This window comes from Chitinophaga sp. XS-30 (assembly GCF_008086345.1).
Classification (GTDB): domain Bacteria; phylum Bacteroidota; class Bacteroidia; order Chitinophagales; family Chitinophagaceae; genus Chitinophaga.
In genome coordinates this window covers 2,931,285-2,947,857 of record NZ_CP043006.1, presented here as the reverse complement: position 1 = coordinate 2,947,857, position 16,573 = coordinate 2,931,285, and the positions used below count along the sequence as shown (strand labels likewise).

Genomic DNA, 16,573 nt, shown 5'->3' with positions numbered 1-16,573 from the left:
GTTCACTGTATAACAACCTTGTTCCAGTTAAAGTACCGTACGGCATTGAAGTAACATATCTGCTCCACCATGCTGCCTACCCAGGTGATATCATTGGGCAGTTCTCCTTTCTCGATCTCCTCTCCCAGCAGATTGCAGAGGATGCGGCGGAAATATTCATGACGGGGATAGGAAAGAAAACTGCGCGAATCGGTGAGCATGCCCACAAACCTGCTCAGCAAGCCCATATTGCTCAGGGCATTCAGCTGGCGTACCATACCGTCCTTCTGGTCCAGGAACCACCAGGCGGAGCCGAACTGCACTTTGCCGGGGAAGCTCCCGTCATTGAAATTCCCCGTCATGGTAGCCATCAGTTCGTTATCGGCGGGATTGAGATTGTAGATGATGGTCTTTGTCAACTGATCATTTGCATCCAGGCGGTTGAGGAAACGGGCGAGGGCTGCGGCCTGGGAGAAATCCCCGATCGAATCCCAGCCCGTATCCGGGCCCAGCTGCCGCAACATCCGGGAGTTGTTATTGCGTAAAGCCCCGAGGTGATATTGCTGCACCCATCCTTTTTCATGGTCCCACTGCGCAAACACTACCAGCATGGCGGATTTGAATGTTGACTGCTCCTCCGCGGACAAGGCCTTTCCGGCACGGATCTTTGAAAAAGCCGCCGTCACTTCCTGCTCCGTATAGTCGTCCGCGTAGATCCTTTCGAGCCCATGATCAGATACGGAGCAGCCCATCGATGCGAAGAAATCATGCCGCTGTTTCAATGCGTCCAGGTAATGCCGGTAATCGGAAACGGCGATACCGGACACAGCTTCCAGCCGGGAGATGTATTGATTGAAGGATGCAGGATCTTCCACGGCCATCGCTTTGTCCGGCCGGAATGCAGGCAATACGCGGATATCCATATTTTCCTCCCTGATCTTCTGATGATGTTCCAGCGTGTCCGCAGGATCATCGGTTGTGCAAACGACCTTTACGTTCATCTTCCGCAGCAGGTTCCGCACGGAATATTCGGCGGTCTGCAGCTTTGCGGTGCAGGCTTCGTAGATCGCGGCGGCAGAGCGTTCGTTGAGGATATCATGCACATCAAAGTAACGCTGCAGTTCCAGGTGCGTCCAGTGATACAGGGGATTACGCATGGTGAAGGGCACGGTCTCCGCCCATTTGGCGAACTTTTCCTCATCCTTCGCATCCCCGGTGCAAAAGCGTTCGGGAATGCCATTCGTACGCATGGCGCGCCATTTGTAATGATCGCCATACAGCCAGGCTTGAGTGAGATTGGGAAAATTGATATCACCGGCGATCTGGTCCGGTGGCAGGTGACAATGATAATCGATCACCGGCATCTGCTTCGCAAAATCGTGATACAGCCTTTGCGCTGTTGGTGTCTCCAGTAAAAAATGCTCGTCCAGGAACTGTTTCATATAGCTTGTACGGTATGTTTTTGCAGGGCTGCCTTTACACCGGACTGCATCATGGCCTGCAGGTGGGTAACGACAGCGGTATAAAATCCGGGCAGCAAAGTCAGGTCGGTTTCCCAGAAAGCCTTGTCCGTCAGCGTCTGCAACACCAGCTCTTCTGTAGACAGGGATTTCCAGCGCTTGCTGAAAACAGGGGCCTGATCATCTGTTACGGCATGTGTTTCTCCTTTCATGAACCACAGGTACGCCGCAAAGCCGAAGGCAAACAAAGGCGGCGGTGTGGTGTTCGATCTGTAATGATGCAGCAGCAGCGGGATGCAGCGCATTTTCATTTTTGAACTGTATTGTGCGGTAATGCTTTTCCAGAGATGACGGATGTTCGGGTTCCGGAAACGGTCCAGCACGCTGTTGCCAAAAGCAGCCGCTACGGCCGGTTCCACCCCGTAAGGGATCGCCGGCGCCAATTCCTGCAGCATGAGGTCCTGTATAAAAACAGACAGCACGGGATCATCCGTTGCTTCCTTCACGGTGTCAATTCCCGCCAGGAAAGCGGGACCGCAGCTGAGGGTATGCGTTCCGTTCAGCAGGCGGAGCTTCAGCTCACGATGCAGGCTGATGTCCGGCACGATAACGATCTCCTCATTCGCTTCCGCAAAACCCAGTACTTTCCGGATGTGCTCATTTCCTTCGATCGCCCAGAGACTGTAGGCTTCGGCCATGCAAAGCAGCTTGTCCCGGTAACCGAACTCCGCTTCCAGCGCCGCCTGCTTTTCCGCATCCGGCCAGCCCGGCACAATACGGTCTACCAGCGAATTGCAGAAATGATTGTACTGCTCCAGCCACTCTATGAATTCCTCCGGCAGGCTGTTGAGATGTGCCAGTTCCAATACGATAGATTCCAGCTTCTTCCCGTTGTTCTCTACCAGTTCCGTGGGTACGATCACCATGCCGCTATGCGGGCTACCGTCGAAGGCGCGGAAGCGTTCGTACAAAAATGCCAGCAGCTTGCCGGGAAAAGAAACAGGCGGATGGCGGCGGATATCGTCATTCACCAAGTGAATGCCTACTTCTGTGGTATTGGAAATGATCACCTGCATATCGCTGTCATGCGCACATTCCAGTATCTGCTCCCAATCGCTCTGCGCATTGAGCACACGGCTGATCGCGGAATTGATCCTGTTCTCTTCGATCTTTTCCCCGTTCCTGATGCCCCGTACGCAAAGCGTGTACAGGTTGTCCTGCTGCTCAAAAGCAGTTGTATCGCCCTGTGCGGTGGACTTGACGATCACGATCCTTCCGTTGAAGATCCCTTTCCGGTTGGCTTTGTCGATATAATCATCCGGCAGTCCCCTCAGCAATACGCCGGTACCGAATTGCAAAACTTTTTCCGGCAGGCTGAAGAGCGATCCATCCGGTACTTCCAGTGCGCCCGGCACAATGTTCTTTAATGTAAAACGAGACAGGATCATACTCCTCCGGTTAATATTTACTCCATTTCATTGGCGGCCTGCAGAAAAGACCCTACTCCTTTGGGGTCATCCACTACCACCTTTTCACTCATATAATAATCAAAGCTGCCATCGCGGTAAGGATTGCCGCCGAGGCCGGACACGCTTACCGTGCCATGCAGGTGGACATATCTCTGTTCGTCTTTTTTCACGAACTCACGGATAATGCCCTGATAGGCTTTTGCAGCCACCTTTTTATACTTTGCCGGCAACAGCCCCAGCCGTACGCCTTTCGCCAGCGTGTACACGAACATGGCGGAAGCGGAGGCTTCCCGGTAATTCTTTGCTTTGTCGGGCAGATCGACGATATCCCACCAAAGGCCCGTTTTTTTATCCTGGTATTTTGTCACCGCTACGGCCAGCCTGTTGAGTATAGCGGTCAGCTGCGCTTTACCGGGATGCGTAGCGGGAAAATGTTCCAGCGCATCCACGAGGGCCATGCCATACCATCCCATTGCCCTGCCCCAGAAATGCGGGGAGCGGCCCGTAACCGGGTCGGCCCATTTTTGCCGGCGCGATTCGTCATATCCGTGATACAGCAGGCCTGTGCGGGCATCGCGGGACACCTGTTCCATCAGTACGAACTGCCGGGTGATATCATGGAAGATGGTATCTTCCCGGAACGCCACGGCATATTCCGCATAGAAGGGCTGCGCCATATACAGGCCGTCCAGCCACATCTGCCAGGGATAGATCTTTTTGTGCCAGAAACCTCCTGCTTTTGTGCGGGGATGCGTGGCCAGCTGGCTGCGCAGTATGTCCACCGCTTTGCGGTATTTTTCCCCGCCCGTTACCTGGTAAAGCAGCAGCAAATTGCGGCCGGGCATCACGTTATCGATATTGTAATCCTGTTGTTTATAGGTGCGGATGCTCCCGTCCGGCTGCACGAAATGGTCCATGCACTTCCGGATGTAAGCCAGGTAAGCCGTATCTCCCGTGCGGCGCCAGAGCCCTTCGATACCGCGTAATACTACGCCCTGGTCATAAGTCCATTTAACAGGTCTTCCGGGATGCATGGAGAGGGAGTCTTTCCATATATGCATGACCGTAGCCGCCATTTCCTTCGCCATGGACCTTTCCTGCGCCTGCACGTTCCATGTGCAGAGCAGCAGCCAGCATAATACACTGTATCGTTTAGCTGTCAACATCAGTTCAATAAGTTTTATGCCATCATTCGCCGGCCGGAACTGTTTCCGCCAATAGCCCGCCGGGGGAATCGATAAGACCACTATTACCGGCTGTGGCCGCACCGGAACCGGATGGCCGCAATACCATAGTGCAGCACCCCTGGTCGCCGGTGAGGGAGCTGTAAGCTCCCAACACCGTCATCCGGGCATTGTTCACGTTTTGAAAAAGCGATGTCCGGGGCAGCGGACACCGGCGCCCCTTCCGGGTAGTGTTTACACAAGATGAAGGGGAATATAACTGGAATAACAGGGCTGTAATGTTTCATCTGTTCATATTTGATCTTTCCGGCCCTGCACCGGGTGCAAAACACCCGGAATTTTGCAGGCACCGTTTGATTTGGCAGGCAGCGAGCCTGTTCACTGTGTTTGTATTAAAGCATGTGTTGAAGTTATTAGCGGATAATATCAGTTTCATATGTGGAAGGTTGATAAAACGTGGTAAGGCAAGTGTACATATTAATTCATCACGATGGCCGCAGACCGGCGACTTTATTTATGCAATCGTTGTCGGGAACGATTGCATAAGGCTGCGGGAAAGCGTAGCTGTTACAAAAAGCAGGTGGAGTTCGATTAATTTCTTATTTTACGTACAGACCACGTTTGATCCAGATATGAAATTCGACGACGCAATCACCATAAAAGATATTGCCAAAGCCCTTAACCTCTCTACTTCCACGGTATCCAGGGCTTTACGGGGACGTTACGAGATTTCTGCAGAAACAAAGAAACTGGTCATGGAGTATGCCGAGCGGATGAACTACCGCCCCAATCCCATTGCCCTCAGCCTCAAAGAGCAGCGCAGCAAGGCTATCGGCGTGGTGGTTTCAGAGATCGCCAATAACTTCTTCTCCCAGGCCATCAACGGAATAGAGTCCATTGCCTATAATAACGGGTATCACGTTATCATCACACAAACACATGAATCAAAAGAGCGGGAAATGGTGAATATCCAGCACCTGGTATCCCGGTCGGTTGACGGGCTGCTGCTTTCGCTCTCCTGCGAAACGACTGACCTTTCCTATCTGAAGCAACTGCATGATAAAGGATTTCCCATCGTACAATTCGACCGGGTAACGGATGAAATTGATACGCATCGTGTAACGGCGGATAATTATTTCGGTGCCTTCCATGCCACGGAGCATTTGATATCGCAGGGTTTTAAAAAGATCGCGCATATCACCAGCACCAGCAATCTTTCCATTACGCGCGAACGGCTGCAGGGATACAAGGATGCGCTGGAGCAGTACAACATCGCTTATGATGCGGGGCTGGTAAAGCATTGCAATCACGGGGGCATGATCTATGATGAAGTGGAGCAGGCAGTGGAGCATCTTTTTCAGTCGAGGCCCACGGTAGATGCCATCTTTACGGCAGGGGACCGGCTCACGACGGTAACGCTCAGCGCATTGAAGAATGTAGCCCGGAAATACAAGCAGGTAGGTTTCATCGGTTTCACCAATACCAACCTGGCAGAACTTTTCACACCGCCGGTGAGCGTGATCCGGCAGCCGGCATTCGAGATCGGGCAAAGCGCAACGGAACTGCTGATCCGGATGATCGAAAGTAAACGGCCCGTCACGGATTTCGAGAACAGGGTGTTGCCGAGCAGCCTTATTATCCGTGAATCTTCCGCGTTAGCAACATCCTGAATGGCATTGCCACACACGGCTGCTTCCCTCCTGAAATATACGTTTCCCGGATATTGTTCCTTACAACGGAGATGATCAGAGATGCGCCGTATAATCCTTTACCGGCACGGCGCGCGTCAGCGCTTCATATTCCATCGCATCAAGTCTTTTTACAGCCATAGCCGCCTCTTCCAGTTGCTGCGGGGTACGGATGCCCACAACAGCAGAAACGACCGCGGGATGTTTCAGTACATACTGGATGGCTGTCTGTGAAGGCAACCTTTCCGGGCCTGATGCCGCGGCAATGGCTTCCCTGGCCAGCTGCACCTGTTCGGCGGTATAATCGAGATAAGGCTCCGCCGGTTTATCCACCAGCAGCCCCCGGGCAACACTGCCCCTGGCGAGTACACCGATGTTATGCTGTTCCAGCAGTTGCAGGCAGGAGACCTCCGGCCGCCGGTCCAGCAAACTGTATTGCATCATTACACTGACGATATTGGAACGTTTGATGTATTCCCTGATAACATTCGGGCGGATGGATGATATGCCGTAATACCGGATCTTTCCGGCCTTTACGAGGGATTCAAATGCTTCGATGGTTTCATCGATCGGGTCATCGATGGTGCCGCCGTGCAACTGGTACAGGTCGATATGGTCCGTTCGCAAACGCTTCAGGCTGGCCTCAACGGCGGAGAGAATGTAATCTTTGCCGGGGTTCCAGTCCCACCCGCTGCCATCCGGCCGCCACTGGTTGCCCACTTTGGTGGCGATCACCACCTGGTCGCGGATACCGTCGAGCGCTTTGCCCAGTATGGATTCATTAAGCCCTTTATCATAGAGGTCCGCCGTATCGAAGTAATTGATCCCCAGGTCAACCGCGCGGCGGATGAGCGGTATGGCCGCGGTTTCATCGCGGTCTATGGACATACAGCCAAACGATACTTCACTGATCTTCAGATAAGAATTGCCGAGTGCATTGTAATTCATGGTGTTTTTGGGTTAATGTCATCAAATACTGCACCACTAAAATAAAAAAACTGACCACAAGAAGCCCTTTTGGCCTTTGTGGTCAGCGTTTAAATACTAAAGCTGGCTAGTGTTTTGCCCACCAGAGCGGCGTCAGCACGGCATCAGGCCCGCCAAGGAACCCTACCGCCTGCTGATAACCTTCTGCGTTGGTATTTTTCAATGAAGAAGGATAAGCGAGACGTTGCGGAAAGAATTTCACATTGCTGGTCATGTAATTGGACGCATTGAGGTCCGGCAATGTTACCAGCGGCTCTTCCACATTGGGATTCTCCATGAAAGGAAGACCCAGCCTGCGGAAATCGTTCCAGCTTTCCAGCGGCAACCAGGGCACCTGCGCAATGTACTTCTGCGTGATGATCTTTGTCAACAGGTCATTCTTCACCGTACCGTTCATATACAGGTTGTTGACCGGGTATTTGATGGCCACTGTTCCGGCAGTATTGGTATAACCGTCACGGAAGTTCATGTTGTAAGTAGCAGGAGGTTCTGTGGTATGGTCCCAGCTAACGGAAGTACCGGTTTTGCTGTAGTCGGTGGAAGCAAGGTAAGCGCCGAGGAAGCTGCTGACGCCCCAGTATTCGAAGCTGGATGTAATACCTGCTTCATACGCTGCTTTGCCGGACATCGGCACCGTCCATCCTCTTACGGCGGCTTCCGCCATCAGGAAATAGGTTTCCCAGGGAGCGAAGAAGATGCGTTTGGACGTGCTGGTCCTGAAATCATGCGACAGCCTGGGTGCCGCACCGGCATACCCGCGCCATTGGTTGCGCGCGCCTTTGGTGCCCCATGCACCGGCATTGGAGCCGTTCCAGGTGAATTTGGCTTCGAGCTCTTTCACTACATTGTTGCTGCCATCCACCAGGTTCCGCTTGGTCTGTTCCCAGGTCACCTGGCTGTAGCTGGGATATTTGCTGAAATCCGGGTTGGTGAAATCGCCGGGGAGGATGAAGGTTTTGAGGGCGCGGGGGTCCAGGGTATTTGGAATACCATCGAACCAGAAACCTGCATACGGATCATTCGTCATGGTAGAGAAATGATCTGTCAGCCTCAACCCTGCCCAATCCGCATCGCGGATATATGTATGGTAAGAAGCATTCAGCTGATCTTCGGTTTTTACGCCACCAAGACCGGTATAGATATTCTCCATTGTTGTAGAAAGTATCTGGGCATTCCATTCGCGGCTCATCACACCGGTCAGCGGATCCCAGCCGCCTTTCTCGGCCACCTGGAAGGCATCTACCATATCGGTGATCACCGGCAGCGCTGCTGCCGCTTCGAACTCATCCTTTGCTTTCGCTGCGTCTACTTCAGACAGGCGCATGGCCAGGCGCATTCTCAGCGAGGCTGCAAACCTTTTCCACTTCGTGTAGTTGTATCCGTAGGCGGGGTCCAGCTTCTGCAGCGCCTCGGTATTCACCACAGCTTCATCCAGCTTGGCGCCTGCATCTTTCAACTCGTCCAGCATGAAATAATACACGGTCTTTACATCCACGAAGTCCGGATTGACACCTTCATACGCCTGGATCGGGATGGGGCCGAAGTTATCCGCCAACTCGCTTAACAGGTAAGCGCGCCAGATGCGGGCCACCTGTTTCAGGTTTCCGGTGTACTCCTTGATGTCGCCACTGGCGATCTTTTTATCCGCCAGCTGAATGCCGGTATAAATGTGATTCAGCCAGGTGGATACATAACGGTAATAGTCCGTGCTCCAGCCATCGTCTACCGCACCGGAGGACAAGCCGCCGCTGAGATGCTGCCTTGATGCTGTTTTCCAATACAGCACGAATGCACGTTCCGCAATATGCGGGTCCATCTGCGCACTGATGATCGCGTTATTGATGAAATACTCCACCTGTACCTGGTCCTCCGTAGCGGTCTTGGGATTGGTATTGATCTCATCGAACTTTTTACAGGAAGCCATCATCACGATCGCCGATAACAGCCAGCCTGATTTTATGATTAATTTTTTCATGACAATTTTCTGTTTAAGATTAGAAACTGAGACTTACGTTGGCCAGAAAAGTACGGGTAGTTGGAGGCGCACCATTTTCGAAGCCGGTAGCGTTCGTTCCGATTGCCATCACCGATTCCGGGTCCAGGCCGCGCATATGGCTGGAAATGAGCCATACGTTGTTGCAGGAAAGCCCGATCCTCGCACTCTTGATCGCGGTTTTTGCGAGCAAACGCTGCGGGAAGTTGTAATTCAGCTGTACATTCCTCAACCTGATGTTGGACGCATCGTAGATATTCAGTTCTGTGATACCAAGGTTATTCAATCCGGCCGCAGCGTTCCAGTATTGCTGGGTGGTGATCGTCTGGGTGTTCTGCACGTAGTTGCCGCCACCTGCATCGATCACGCCATCCACGACCATATCCGGCCTTTCACCACCGGGAGCGGTAATGTCCGCGGTACCATTCCTTTGCATCAGCGTATGCGTGGTGGAGAACATGTCTCCGCCAAAACGTCCGTCCACGAGGAAGGAAAGAGTGAAGTCCTTGTAGCCGAAGGTATTGGTAATGCCTATCAGGGCTTTCGCCTGCTGGTTGCCGAGGCGTGCGTTCTGCTCACCCATCTGCGGCAGGCCGGAAGAGCTCAGCAGCAGTTTACCGTAATGCTCGCTTTTGTCATCCGTCACGCGCAGGAATTTGCTGCCGTAGATCTCGCCGTACAAAGCACCGGTAGCCGCCAGTATGGATACCGCGTCAAAACCTCCCAGCTGATAGCGGTTCACGCCTTCGCTGCTCAGGATGTCATTGATCATATTGCGGTTGCGGGAGAAATTGGCGGCCAGGTTCCAGTTGAAACCGCCACGGCTTTCGATCACCCTGGCATCCACTGCGATCTCAAAGCCTTTGTTCTCGATATCACCGGCGTTGATCTTGCGGAATTCGTATCCGCTTCCCGGGTCCATCGGCAGATCGATCAACTGACGGGTAGCATTGTTCTTGTAAAAGGCGAAGTCCACACCAAACCTGTTGTTAACAAAGCGCAACTCTGTACCCACTTCAATGGATTTCACCAGCTCACTTCTGACATTCGGGTCAAACAGCGTATTGTGTCTTGCCGCCACCGGGTTCTGGTTCGGATCAGGCGTTATGGTATAGTAGTTATATATTTCATAAGGCGGCAAGCTATTGCCCACAGCAGCAAAAGAACCGCGCACCTTGCCAAAGCTCAGCCAGGAAGGAAGGCCATCGAAGGATTCTGTAAAGACATAAGACAAGCTAACAGAAGGATAAAAATAAGATTGATTAGCCTCGGACAGCGTAGACGCCCAGTCATTCCTCATGGTCGCATCCAGGAACAGGAAGCCGTCCCAGTTAAGACCGAACGTACCATATACGGAATTGATACGCTGTTCCGTCATTTCATCCGTTAGCGACAGCGAGCCGGAAACATTCTTTACAGAGAACAGATTAGGCACTACCAGGTTAATGGCGTTATTCACAAGCCTGGATGATTTTTGCTGCATCAGGTTGCCCCCCACGCTCACTGCACCACCGAGCTTACCGAAAAGGTTGTCTTTCTTCGCGGTGATCAGGGTGCTGTAGTTCAGTTCGGTAAAGGTGTACTTCCCGGTCAGATAGCTGCCGTTGGCGGCCAGGGGGCTGCCTGCATAGGTTTTGTTCTCCAGGCTGGTGGTATATTTATCCGCACCGCCTTTTATTTCAGCATCCAGCCAGCTGGCGAAACGGTATTTGATGGTACCGTTCATGATGAAACGGTCCCTCGCGTCCTGGTTCAGGTGATACTGGGTTGCCCAGTAGGGGTTCACCTGGTTGCCGATACCAAACCAGCGCATGTTGTTATACTGGTCTACCGGGTCTTTGAACTGCGTAACGTCCATCGATACCGGCATGTTGTACAACAGGGAAGAGTAGTTGCGGTTATTCACACCGGCGGCTGGCCTGTTCAGTGCTTCCGCATTGGAATATTGTACTTTGAAATCCGTCGTCCAGCGGTCATCGTTCCCGAAATTGCTCACCGTTCTGGCCATCAGGTTCGTGCGGGTCAGTTCGGTGCCGGGGATGAGGCTTTTATCCCGCAGATGGTTCAGGGAGGTGTAGATGGATGTTTTGTTGAACTGTTGCTGGAAAGACAGGTTCGTATTGTTATTCACCCCTGTGCGGTAGAAATTGTCCACATTGTCATACGCCTTCAGCTGTTCGCTCTGGCCGTCCCAGTTGGTCACGGTTTGCCCCGTGATCTTCGGGCCCCAGCTCGTAGCGGCAGTCGGCTCAAATGTGCCGTTATTGCCCTGGGCGAAGCTCATCTGCGTTTTCGGGTTGGTGAAGATGGATTCAAAACCGATAGTGTGAGAAACGGTAATGCCCAGGCCTTTTGTTTTTTTGCCGGTCTTGGTGGTGATCATGATCACGCCATTACCTGCGCGGCTGCCGTACAATGCAGCGGCGGCCGGCCCTTTCAGCACGGAAATGTTCTCGATGTCGTTAGCGTTCAGATCGGCCAGGCCGTTACCCATGTCCAGCGACGGGTCCCAGAAGCCGTTGTTCTTATCTGTAACACCGATAAAGTTATCTACCGGGATACCATCCACCACGATCAGCGGCTGGTTGTTACCGGTGAGCGAGTTATTGCCCCGGAGGTTGATCTTGGAAGAACCGGCCGGCCCGGTGCTGGAGCGGATGATCTGCAAACCTGCCACAACGCCTGTCAGCGCATTGGTAAGGTTCGGCTCGCGCGCATCCACAAGGGTATTGCCCTTTACTTCCTGCATGGCATAACCGAGTGATTTTTTCTGCCTGCTGATACCCAGGGCGGTAACCACCACCTCATCCAGACCGGTAGAGGCGTATTGCAGTACGAGGTCCAATGAAGCGCCACTACCTGTTTCCACTTCACGGGTGGCAAATCCCATGCTTCTGATCTGAAGAATGGCGCCCGGCGCTACCTGGATGCGGAATTCCCCTTTTGCGTCGGAGGCGGTCTGGTTGGTCGTTCCTTTTTCAAGAATGCTGGCAAATACTATCGGTGTTCCGGAAGTATCTTTCAGGGTGCCAGATACCCATTTTTTCTCCTGCGCGTAGACATTCTGACAACAAATTGCCATCAGGAAGGCCATCAGCACGAAGCTTAGGCAACTTTTCATTGACGTTGATTTAGTTAGTGGAAAATAATCGTGTATCCTCCCTTGCAGAAAGCACACATTTTTGCTGATTTTGGTCCTTAAGTTTTACGTTTACTTTTGCTGATTTTTTGCGTTTACGTTGATAAATTTTGCTGTACGTGAAATAATAATATGACCACTACAGGTCATGCTTTGCTTCATCAGATAATAGAGAACCGGCTTTTATCCACGGTGGTACAGGAAGGTTCTCCGTTATATCAATTCAATATCTCTTTTGTCTGTTTTTCTGCTCATCATCTTCTGATCAAGATGTTCCATAACAAGTGCGGCTGCGCCCAGCCTTTCCGCCTGATAACCGAGCGATGATACGCTGATCTCCACATTCTCGGCGATCTTCGGTATGCAATGCTCATTCAAAGCCTGCTGGATCGGGGCCATCCACAGTCTTCCCGCCATTGCCCCTCTTCCGCTCAACACTACCAGTCCCGGGTTCAGTACATGTACGAGTATCGCTACCCCCCGGCCGATGTGGTAGGCTGCTTCGGAAAGCAGCTCTACCGCATATTTGTCCCCATGTACACCAGCGCGTATTATATTGTTCACTGCTTCCTCCAGATTTTCAAGAGAGAGGCCTTTCAGCACTGTTGTTCTCCCTTTGGCTATGCCCTGGATGGCTTTTTCTGCTATAACCGACAAGGAGGTCTCTGTTTCCAGGCAACCCATCTTGCCGCAATTACATATTTTATTGTTGGTAAATAAAGGGATGTGGCTGAACTCTCCCGCAAATCCATTCTGTCCGCGAAACAGCCTCCCTTCCAGTATCATGCCTAACCCGATGCCCCAGCCGATATTGATCACCATGGCATTCTGCCTGTTACGGGCAGCGCCGAGCCTGCATTCTGCCAGCGCTATCAGGCTGGAATCATTATCTATCAACACCCGAAAACCGGTCAATGTTTCCAGGTACCCTGTAATGCCTTCCCGGCCGCATTGGAGAAAGGAATGATTGATCCCCTTCGTGGTGTCCACAAACCCCGGCATCCCGATGCCAATGCCTGCTATCGCATCCCTTGCCAGGCCCGAGCGGCTGATAAAATCCTTCAGCTCTTCTCCCAGCACAACCAGCGAATTCGCATTGGCATTAAGGTTCAGCGAAATTTTATATTCCTCCCCTACCGGGCGATTATGCATATCCAGGATGCTGAACCGGGTCACATACTGATCCATCGCCACAGACACCACATACATATAATCCGGATTGATGGAATACACCTGCGCTCTCCGCCCTCCGGTGGAATTTGCAAAACCGGATTCCTTCACCGCTCCCTTCTCTATCAGGTCGAATAACGCCTTTGATGTATGCGGCAAACTCTTCTCCGTAAGCAGGCTCAATTCAGCACAGGACAATTCCTTGTTGAAGTAGAGATGCTTGATAAGTGATCTTTTATATTGTGTTTGCCGGTCCGACAAATTTTTCCGGATTTAGTAGATGATTGCTGCATGAATGTAGGAAACTTCTGTAAATTATTAAAGAAGTTCTGCAATAAATTTAAGTAGTTCTATATAATTCTTAAATAAGTACTGCTTCTTTACCAAGATTAGTTAAAATTGCATCAGGGTAAAACAAAAAAAATCATGCCGGCGGAAAGAAAGGAAGCATTCAACACAATAAATTATTTTCATATATTTATAAACAGGAACAATAGACTAAAAATAAGGATCAACATGACGGACGAAAGCAACAACCCGCAACACATCATCAACAAGCTGAAGCTGGACCCTCCGGCTCATCCCATGCCCGAAAAAGGCTGCCCCGCCTGCGGAGCGCGGAGTGCAAAACAGCCGGGGCTTACCCACTGCGCATTCTGCGGATACGAGTTTATCAGCGGGCCGGGTGACGGCAAACCGCCGCAAAAAAACAACGACGGGAAATAAAAGGGATCACTCCCCCATTTGCTTTTTACAACGGGTTATCTCCGGTCCAGGGTTTTCCCTCCGCAGCAGCGTCGCCATTGCACTCCTGGAATACCCGGAAACGCTTTCCTGACCATCTGGCAAAATCATCCGCTTCAGGGGCATTCAGGCCAAAAAAGCAGTATCTTGCAGGGCAATCTCCCGTTTATGAAGCAGTTATCCGTTATTATCACCCGAAAATACCGGCCGCTCAGTATAGCCGCTATTCTGGACGTTTTTCAGACCGTTAATAACTATTATGTGGAATCGGGAGGACAACCTTTTTTCCAGGTCAACCTGGTTACTGCGGGTGATCCGGCGGAAACGCCCATGTTTCATGAAGACCTTGCTGTATTTCCCCTGAGTGAAGCCCCGCGCGCCGACCTCATTCTTATTCCGGCATTCCGGAGCGGGGCCCTGCCCGCGGCGCTGCAGGAGAATGCGGCATTTCTGCCCTGGCTGCAACAGCAACATCTATCCGGCGCCGAAGTGGCCGCCTTTTGCTCCGGCGTGCTGTTGCTCGCCGCTACGGGCCTGCTGAACGGTAAAAAAGCCACTACACATCTGGCAGTGGCCAATGAGCTCATCGCCGCATTCCCGCAGGTAGATGTACATCCCCATGCCGTTGTTACAGACGATGGAGGCATTTATACCAGCGGCGGCGCCACTTCCACTTTTCATTTATTGCTGCATATCCTGGAAAAATACTGTCACCGGGATATCGCCATAAAAATGGCCAAGGTATTCGCCATTGATATGGACCGTGATCAGCAGTCCTATTTCGCGGACTGGCAACCGAAACGGGCCTGTCACGATGAACTGGTATCCGAAGCCCAGCAACGGATGGAGAGCCGTTTCAAAGAAGGCATTACCGTAGAAGAGGTTATCCGCGACCTTCCGGTGAGCAGGCGCAATTTTATCCGCCGTTTCAAACTCGCTACAGGCATCACCCCAATTGAATACCTGCAGCGCATCCGTATCGAGGCTGCCAAAAAACTGCTGGAACAACGGCAGGAGAATATTACCGGTGTAATGATGCACGCGGGGTATGAGGACGCAAAGGCCTTCCGCCAGGTGTTCAGAAAGATCGTAGGACTGTCTCCCAGAGAATACCGGGAAAAATACGCCGGCTAGAACCGGTCACTCACCACCAGCTCCTTGCTTCCCGCCGTGTATTTGTAAAAACCTTCCCCGCTTTTCACGCCAAGGTATCCGGCGGTGACCATGTTGACCAGCAGCGGGCATGGCGCGTATTTCTGGTTACCGAAGCCGTCGTGCAACACCTTCAGAATGGAGAGGCACACATCCAGCCCGATGAAATCCGCCAGCTGCAAAGGTCCCATCGGATGGGCCATGCCCAGTTTCATGACCGTATCGATCTCGTTCACGCCGGCCACACCTTCATATAATGCATATACCGCTTCGTTGATCATCGGCATCAGGATACGGTTGGCGATAAAACCGGGATAATCATTCACCACACAAGGCACTTTGCCCAGCTGTTCGGATAAATGCGTTATCTGCGCTGTTACGGCTTTTTCCGTAGCATAACCGTTGATGATCTCCACGAGTTTCATCACCGGTACGGGGTTCATGAAATGCATGCCGATCACTTTACCGGGTTTCTTCGTTGCTGCTGCGATCTTTGTAATGGAGATGGAGGAAGTATTGGTAGCGAGGATCACATCCGGACCGGTATGCTCGTCCAGCTCGCGGAATATTTTGAGTTTCAGTTCCGTTTGCTCGGTAGCGGCTTCTACAACCAGGTCAACGTTCTGCACCCCTGCAGCGAGACTGGTAAAGGTTTGCAGACCGGAGAGCGTTTGTTGTTTGATGACTTCGGTAATGGCTGATTTGGCCAGCTGGCGGTCGAGATTCCGGCTGATGGTGGCCAGTGCTTTGTCCAGCGCGGGTTGGGATACGTCGATGAGGTGAACAGTAAAACCGTTTTGCGCGAATACGTGTGCGATACCGTTGCCCATAGTGCCGGCGCCGATCACAGCTACTTTCTGCATAAGAGATCTATTTTGGTGAATGGGCGTAAAGTTAATCCTTCCGCTTGAAATCACCACGCTTCCACGATTCTATGAACTGCGCCCAGGCCAGGGGGTTGAAAATGTTCTGCGGGGGCGTCTGACCAGCGTAGTAGAGGGATTGCTGCTGTTTCTGCATGTACACATTATATGCTCCGGCGGCGTCCACGGGAATGGTGCGCGCCAGGGCCCGAAGCCGTGCCTGGTCATTGTTCTTCCGGGCTATTTCGTACATATCGTTCGGGATGTCCATGCTGACGAACATCTTTTCAAATTCCTTGCGGGTGGGGTAAGGCTTGATGATCGTTTCGGAGAGGTAAATGGTGTCTTCAGACATAAGCTGGATCACGGAAAAGCGGTTACCCACCAGTTCCAGCGGTATTTTGTAATCTTTCTTCCGGAAACCGACCGCGCTGAAGGTCAGCGTATCTCCCTTGAATGCCACAATGGAAAATACACCCTGGCTGTTGGAGATGGTGCCCCTGCCCTGCCCTTTGACCAGGACGCTGACAGCCGGGATCGCACGGAGGCTGTCGGACGTCATGGTGATGCCCGAGATCTGGATAATGCTGTCTTTAAATGCCTGGAACTGAGCTTTCACAAGAAAAGGCAATATCAGCAGGGAAAATAGTATGATCAGTTTCTTATGCATGCAAGTACTAAGATACATGTTACCTCTCGGAAACACCAATATAAAACAGACAAATTAAACCTCATTTTAGGTTAA

At 52.0% G+C, this 16,573-nt stretch carries 13 protein-coding genes; 3 read left to right on the top strand and 10 right to left on the bottom strand.

Features of this window, described 5'->3' with window-relative positions; genetic code table 11:
• Positions 1-2 precede the first annotated feature (2 nt).
• From uxaC to FW415_RS24980, 4 genes are read right to left on the bottom strand one after another with little or no spacing between them, the layout of a single operon-like run.
• A complete protein-coding gene (uxaC, locus tag FW415_RS12125; RefSeq protein WP_148385228.1) occupies positions 3-1,421 on the bottom strand; it encodes a glucuronate isomerase in 1,419 nt (472 codons plus the stop codon).
• A complete protein-coding gene (locus tag FW415_RS12120) occupies positions 1,418-2,887 on the bottom strand; it encodes a tagaturonate reductase (protein WP_148385225.1) in 1,470 nt (489 codons plus the stop codon). Before FW415_RS12120 ends, uxaC begins: the two co-directional genes overlap by 4 nt.
• 17 nt (positions 2,888-2,904) lie before the next feature.
• Positions 2,905-4,074: a glycoside hydrolase family 105 protein gene (locus FW415_RS12115; protein WP_148385223.1), complete on the bottom strand. Its 1,170-nt coding sequence runs from the start codon at positions 4,072-4,074 to the stop codon at positions 2,905-2,907.
• Positions 4,075-4,096: 22 nt separating this feature from the next.
• On the bottom strand, positions 4,097-4,270 hold the full coding sequence (locus tag FW415_RS24980; protein ID WP_168208788.1) for a hypothetical protein: 174 nt from the start codon (positions 4,268-4,270) through the stop codon (positions 4,097-4,099).
• Between the two features lie 454 nt (positions 4,271-4,724).
• On the opposite strand from FW415_RS24980, the gene FW415_RS12110 reads away from it, so the two are divergent.
• The gene (locus FW415_RS12110) at positions 4,725-5,762 is read left to right on the top strand and encodes a LacI family DNA-binding transcriptional regulator (RefSeq protein WP_148385221.1); all 1,038 of its coding nucleotides are present in this window, start codon (positions 4,725-4,727) and stop codon (positions 5,760-5,762) included.
• Positions 5,763-5,837: 75 nt separating this feature from the next.
• Here FW415_RS12110 and FW415_RS12105 read toward each other — a convergent pair whose 3' ends face one another.
• The 4 genes from FW415_RS12105 to FW415_RS12090 all read right to left on the bottom strand — a co-directional run bounded on the left by FW415_RS12105 (position 5,838) and on the right by FW415_RS12090 (position 13,330).
• Positions 5,838-6,728 (bottom strand): aldo/keto reductase, encoded by an 891-nt coding sequence (locus tag FW415_RS12105; protein ID WP_148385219.1) that lies wholly within the window; start codon positions 6,726-6,728, stop codon positions 5,838-5,840.
• Positions 6,729-6,834: 106 nt separating this feature from the next.
• A complete protein-coding gene (locus FW415_RS12100) occupies positions 6,835-8,742 on the bottom strand; it encodes a SusD/RagB family nutrient-binding outer membrane lipoprotein (protein ID WP_148385216.1) in 1,908 nt (635 codons plus the stop codon).
• Between the two features lie 19 nt (positions 8,743-8,761).
• Positions 8,762-11,881: a SusC/RagA family TonB-linked outer membrane protein gene (locus FW415_RS12095; protein ID WP_148385213.1), complete on the bottom strand. Its 3,120-nt coding sequence runs from the start codon at positions 11,879-11,881 to the stop codon at positions 8,762-8,764.
• A gap of 231 nt (positions 11,882-12,112) precedes the next feature.
• Positions 12,113-13,330 carry an ROK family protein gene (locus FW415_RS12090; RefSeq protein WP_148385210.1) on the bottom strand — a complete coding sequence of 406 codons (1,218 nt, stop codon included), beginning with the start codon at positions 13,328-13,330 and terminating at the stop codon, positions 12,113-12,115.
• 255 nt (positions 13,331-13,585) lie between these two features.
• Here FW415_RS12090 and FW415_RS12085 point away from each other — a divergent pair, with 255 nt between their 5' ends.
• Together FW415_RS12085 and FW415_RS12080 are read left to right on the top strand one after the other, a co-directional pair.
• A complete protein-coding gene (locus FW415_RS12085) occupies positions 13,586-13,795 on the top strand; it encodes a hypothetical protein (RefSeq protein WP_148385208.1) in 210 nt (69 codons plus the stop codon).
• 186 nt (positions 13,796-13,981) lie between these two features.
• Entirely contained in the window at positions 13,982-14,947 is a 966-nt protein-coding gene (locus FW415_RS12080; protein WP_148385206.1) for a GlxA family transcriptional regulator, read from the top strand.
• On the opposite strand, the gene FW415_RS12075 is transcribed toward FW415_RS12080, so the two are convergent.
• Positions 14,944-15,828, bottom strand: a complete 885-nt coding sequence (locus FW415_RS12075; RefSeq protein ID WP_148385203.1) for a 3-hydroxyacyl-CoA dehydrogenase family protein — start codon at positions 15,826-15,828, stop codon at positions 14,944-14,946. The two genes, FW415_RS12080 and FW415_RS12075, sit on opposite strands and share 4 nt — an antisense overlap.
• Before the next feature lie 31 nt (positions 15,829-15,859).
• Entirely contained in the window at positions 15,860-16,498 is a 639-nt protein-coding gene (locus FW415_RS12070) for a carboxypeptidase-like regulatory domain-containing protein (protein WP_246859016.1), read from the bottom strand.
• Positions 16,499-16,573: the final 75 nt, after the last annotated feature.

Excerpts from the sequence above, each read along its gene's own strand:
- FW415_RS12115 (WP_148385223.1), bottom strand. The coding sequence starts at position 4,074 with ATGTTGACAGCTAAACGATACAGTGTATTATGCTGGCTGCTGCTCTGC.
- FW415_RS12120 (WP_148385225.1), bottom strand. The coding sequence starts at position 2,887 with ATGATCCTGTCTCGTTTTACATTAAAGAACATTGTGCCGGGCGCACTG.
- FW415_RS12070 (WP_246859016.1), bottom strand. The coding sequence starts at position 16,498 with ATGCATAAGAAACTGATCATACTATTTTCCCTGCTGATATTGCCTTTT.
- FW415_RS12095 (WP_148385213.1), bottom strand. The coding sequence starts at position 11,881 with ATGAAAAGTTGCCTAAGCTTCGTGCTGATGGCCTTCCTGATGGCAATT.
- FW415_RS12105 (WP_148385219.1), bottom strand. The coding sequence starts at position 6,728 with ATGAATTACAATGCACTCGGCAATTCTTATCTGAAGATCAGTGAAGTA.
- FW415_RS12100 (WP_148385216.1), bottom strand. The coding sequence starts at position 8,742 with ATGAAAAAATTAATCATAAAATCAGGCTGGCTGTTATCGGCGATCGTG.
- FW415_RS12110 (WP_148385221.1), top strand. The coding sequence starts at position 4,725 with ATGAAATTCGACGACGCAATCACCATAAAAGATATTGCCAAAGCCCTT.
- FW415_RS12080 (WP_148385206.1), top strand. The coding sequence starts at position 13,982 with ATGAAGCAGTTATCCGTTATTATCACCCGAAAATACCGGCCGCTCAGT.
- FW415_RS12085 (WP_148385208.1), top strand. The coding sequence starts at position 13,586 with ATGACGGACGAAAGCAACAACCCGCAACACATCATCAACAAGCTGAAG.
- uxaC (WP_148385228.1), bottom strand. The coding sequence starts at position 1,421 with ATGAAACAGTTCCTGGACGAGCATTTTTTACTGGAGACACCAACAGCG.
- FW415_RS12075 (WP_148385203.1), bottom strand. The coding sequence starts at position 15,828 with ATGCAGAAAGTAGCTGTGATCGGCGCCGGCACTATGGGCAACGGTATC.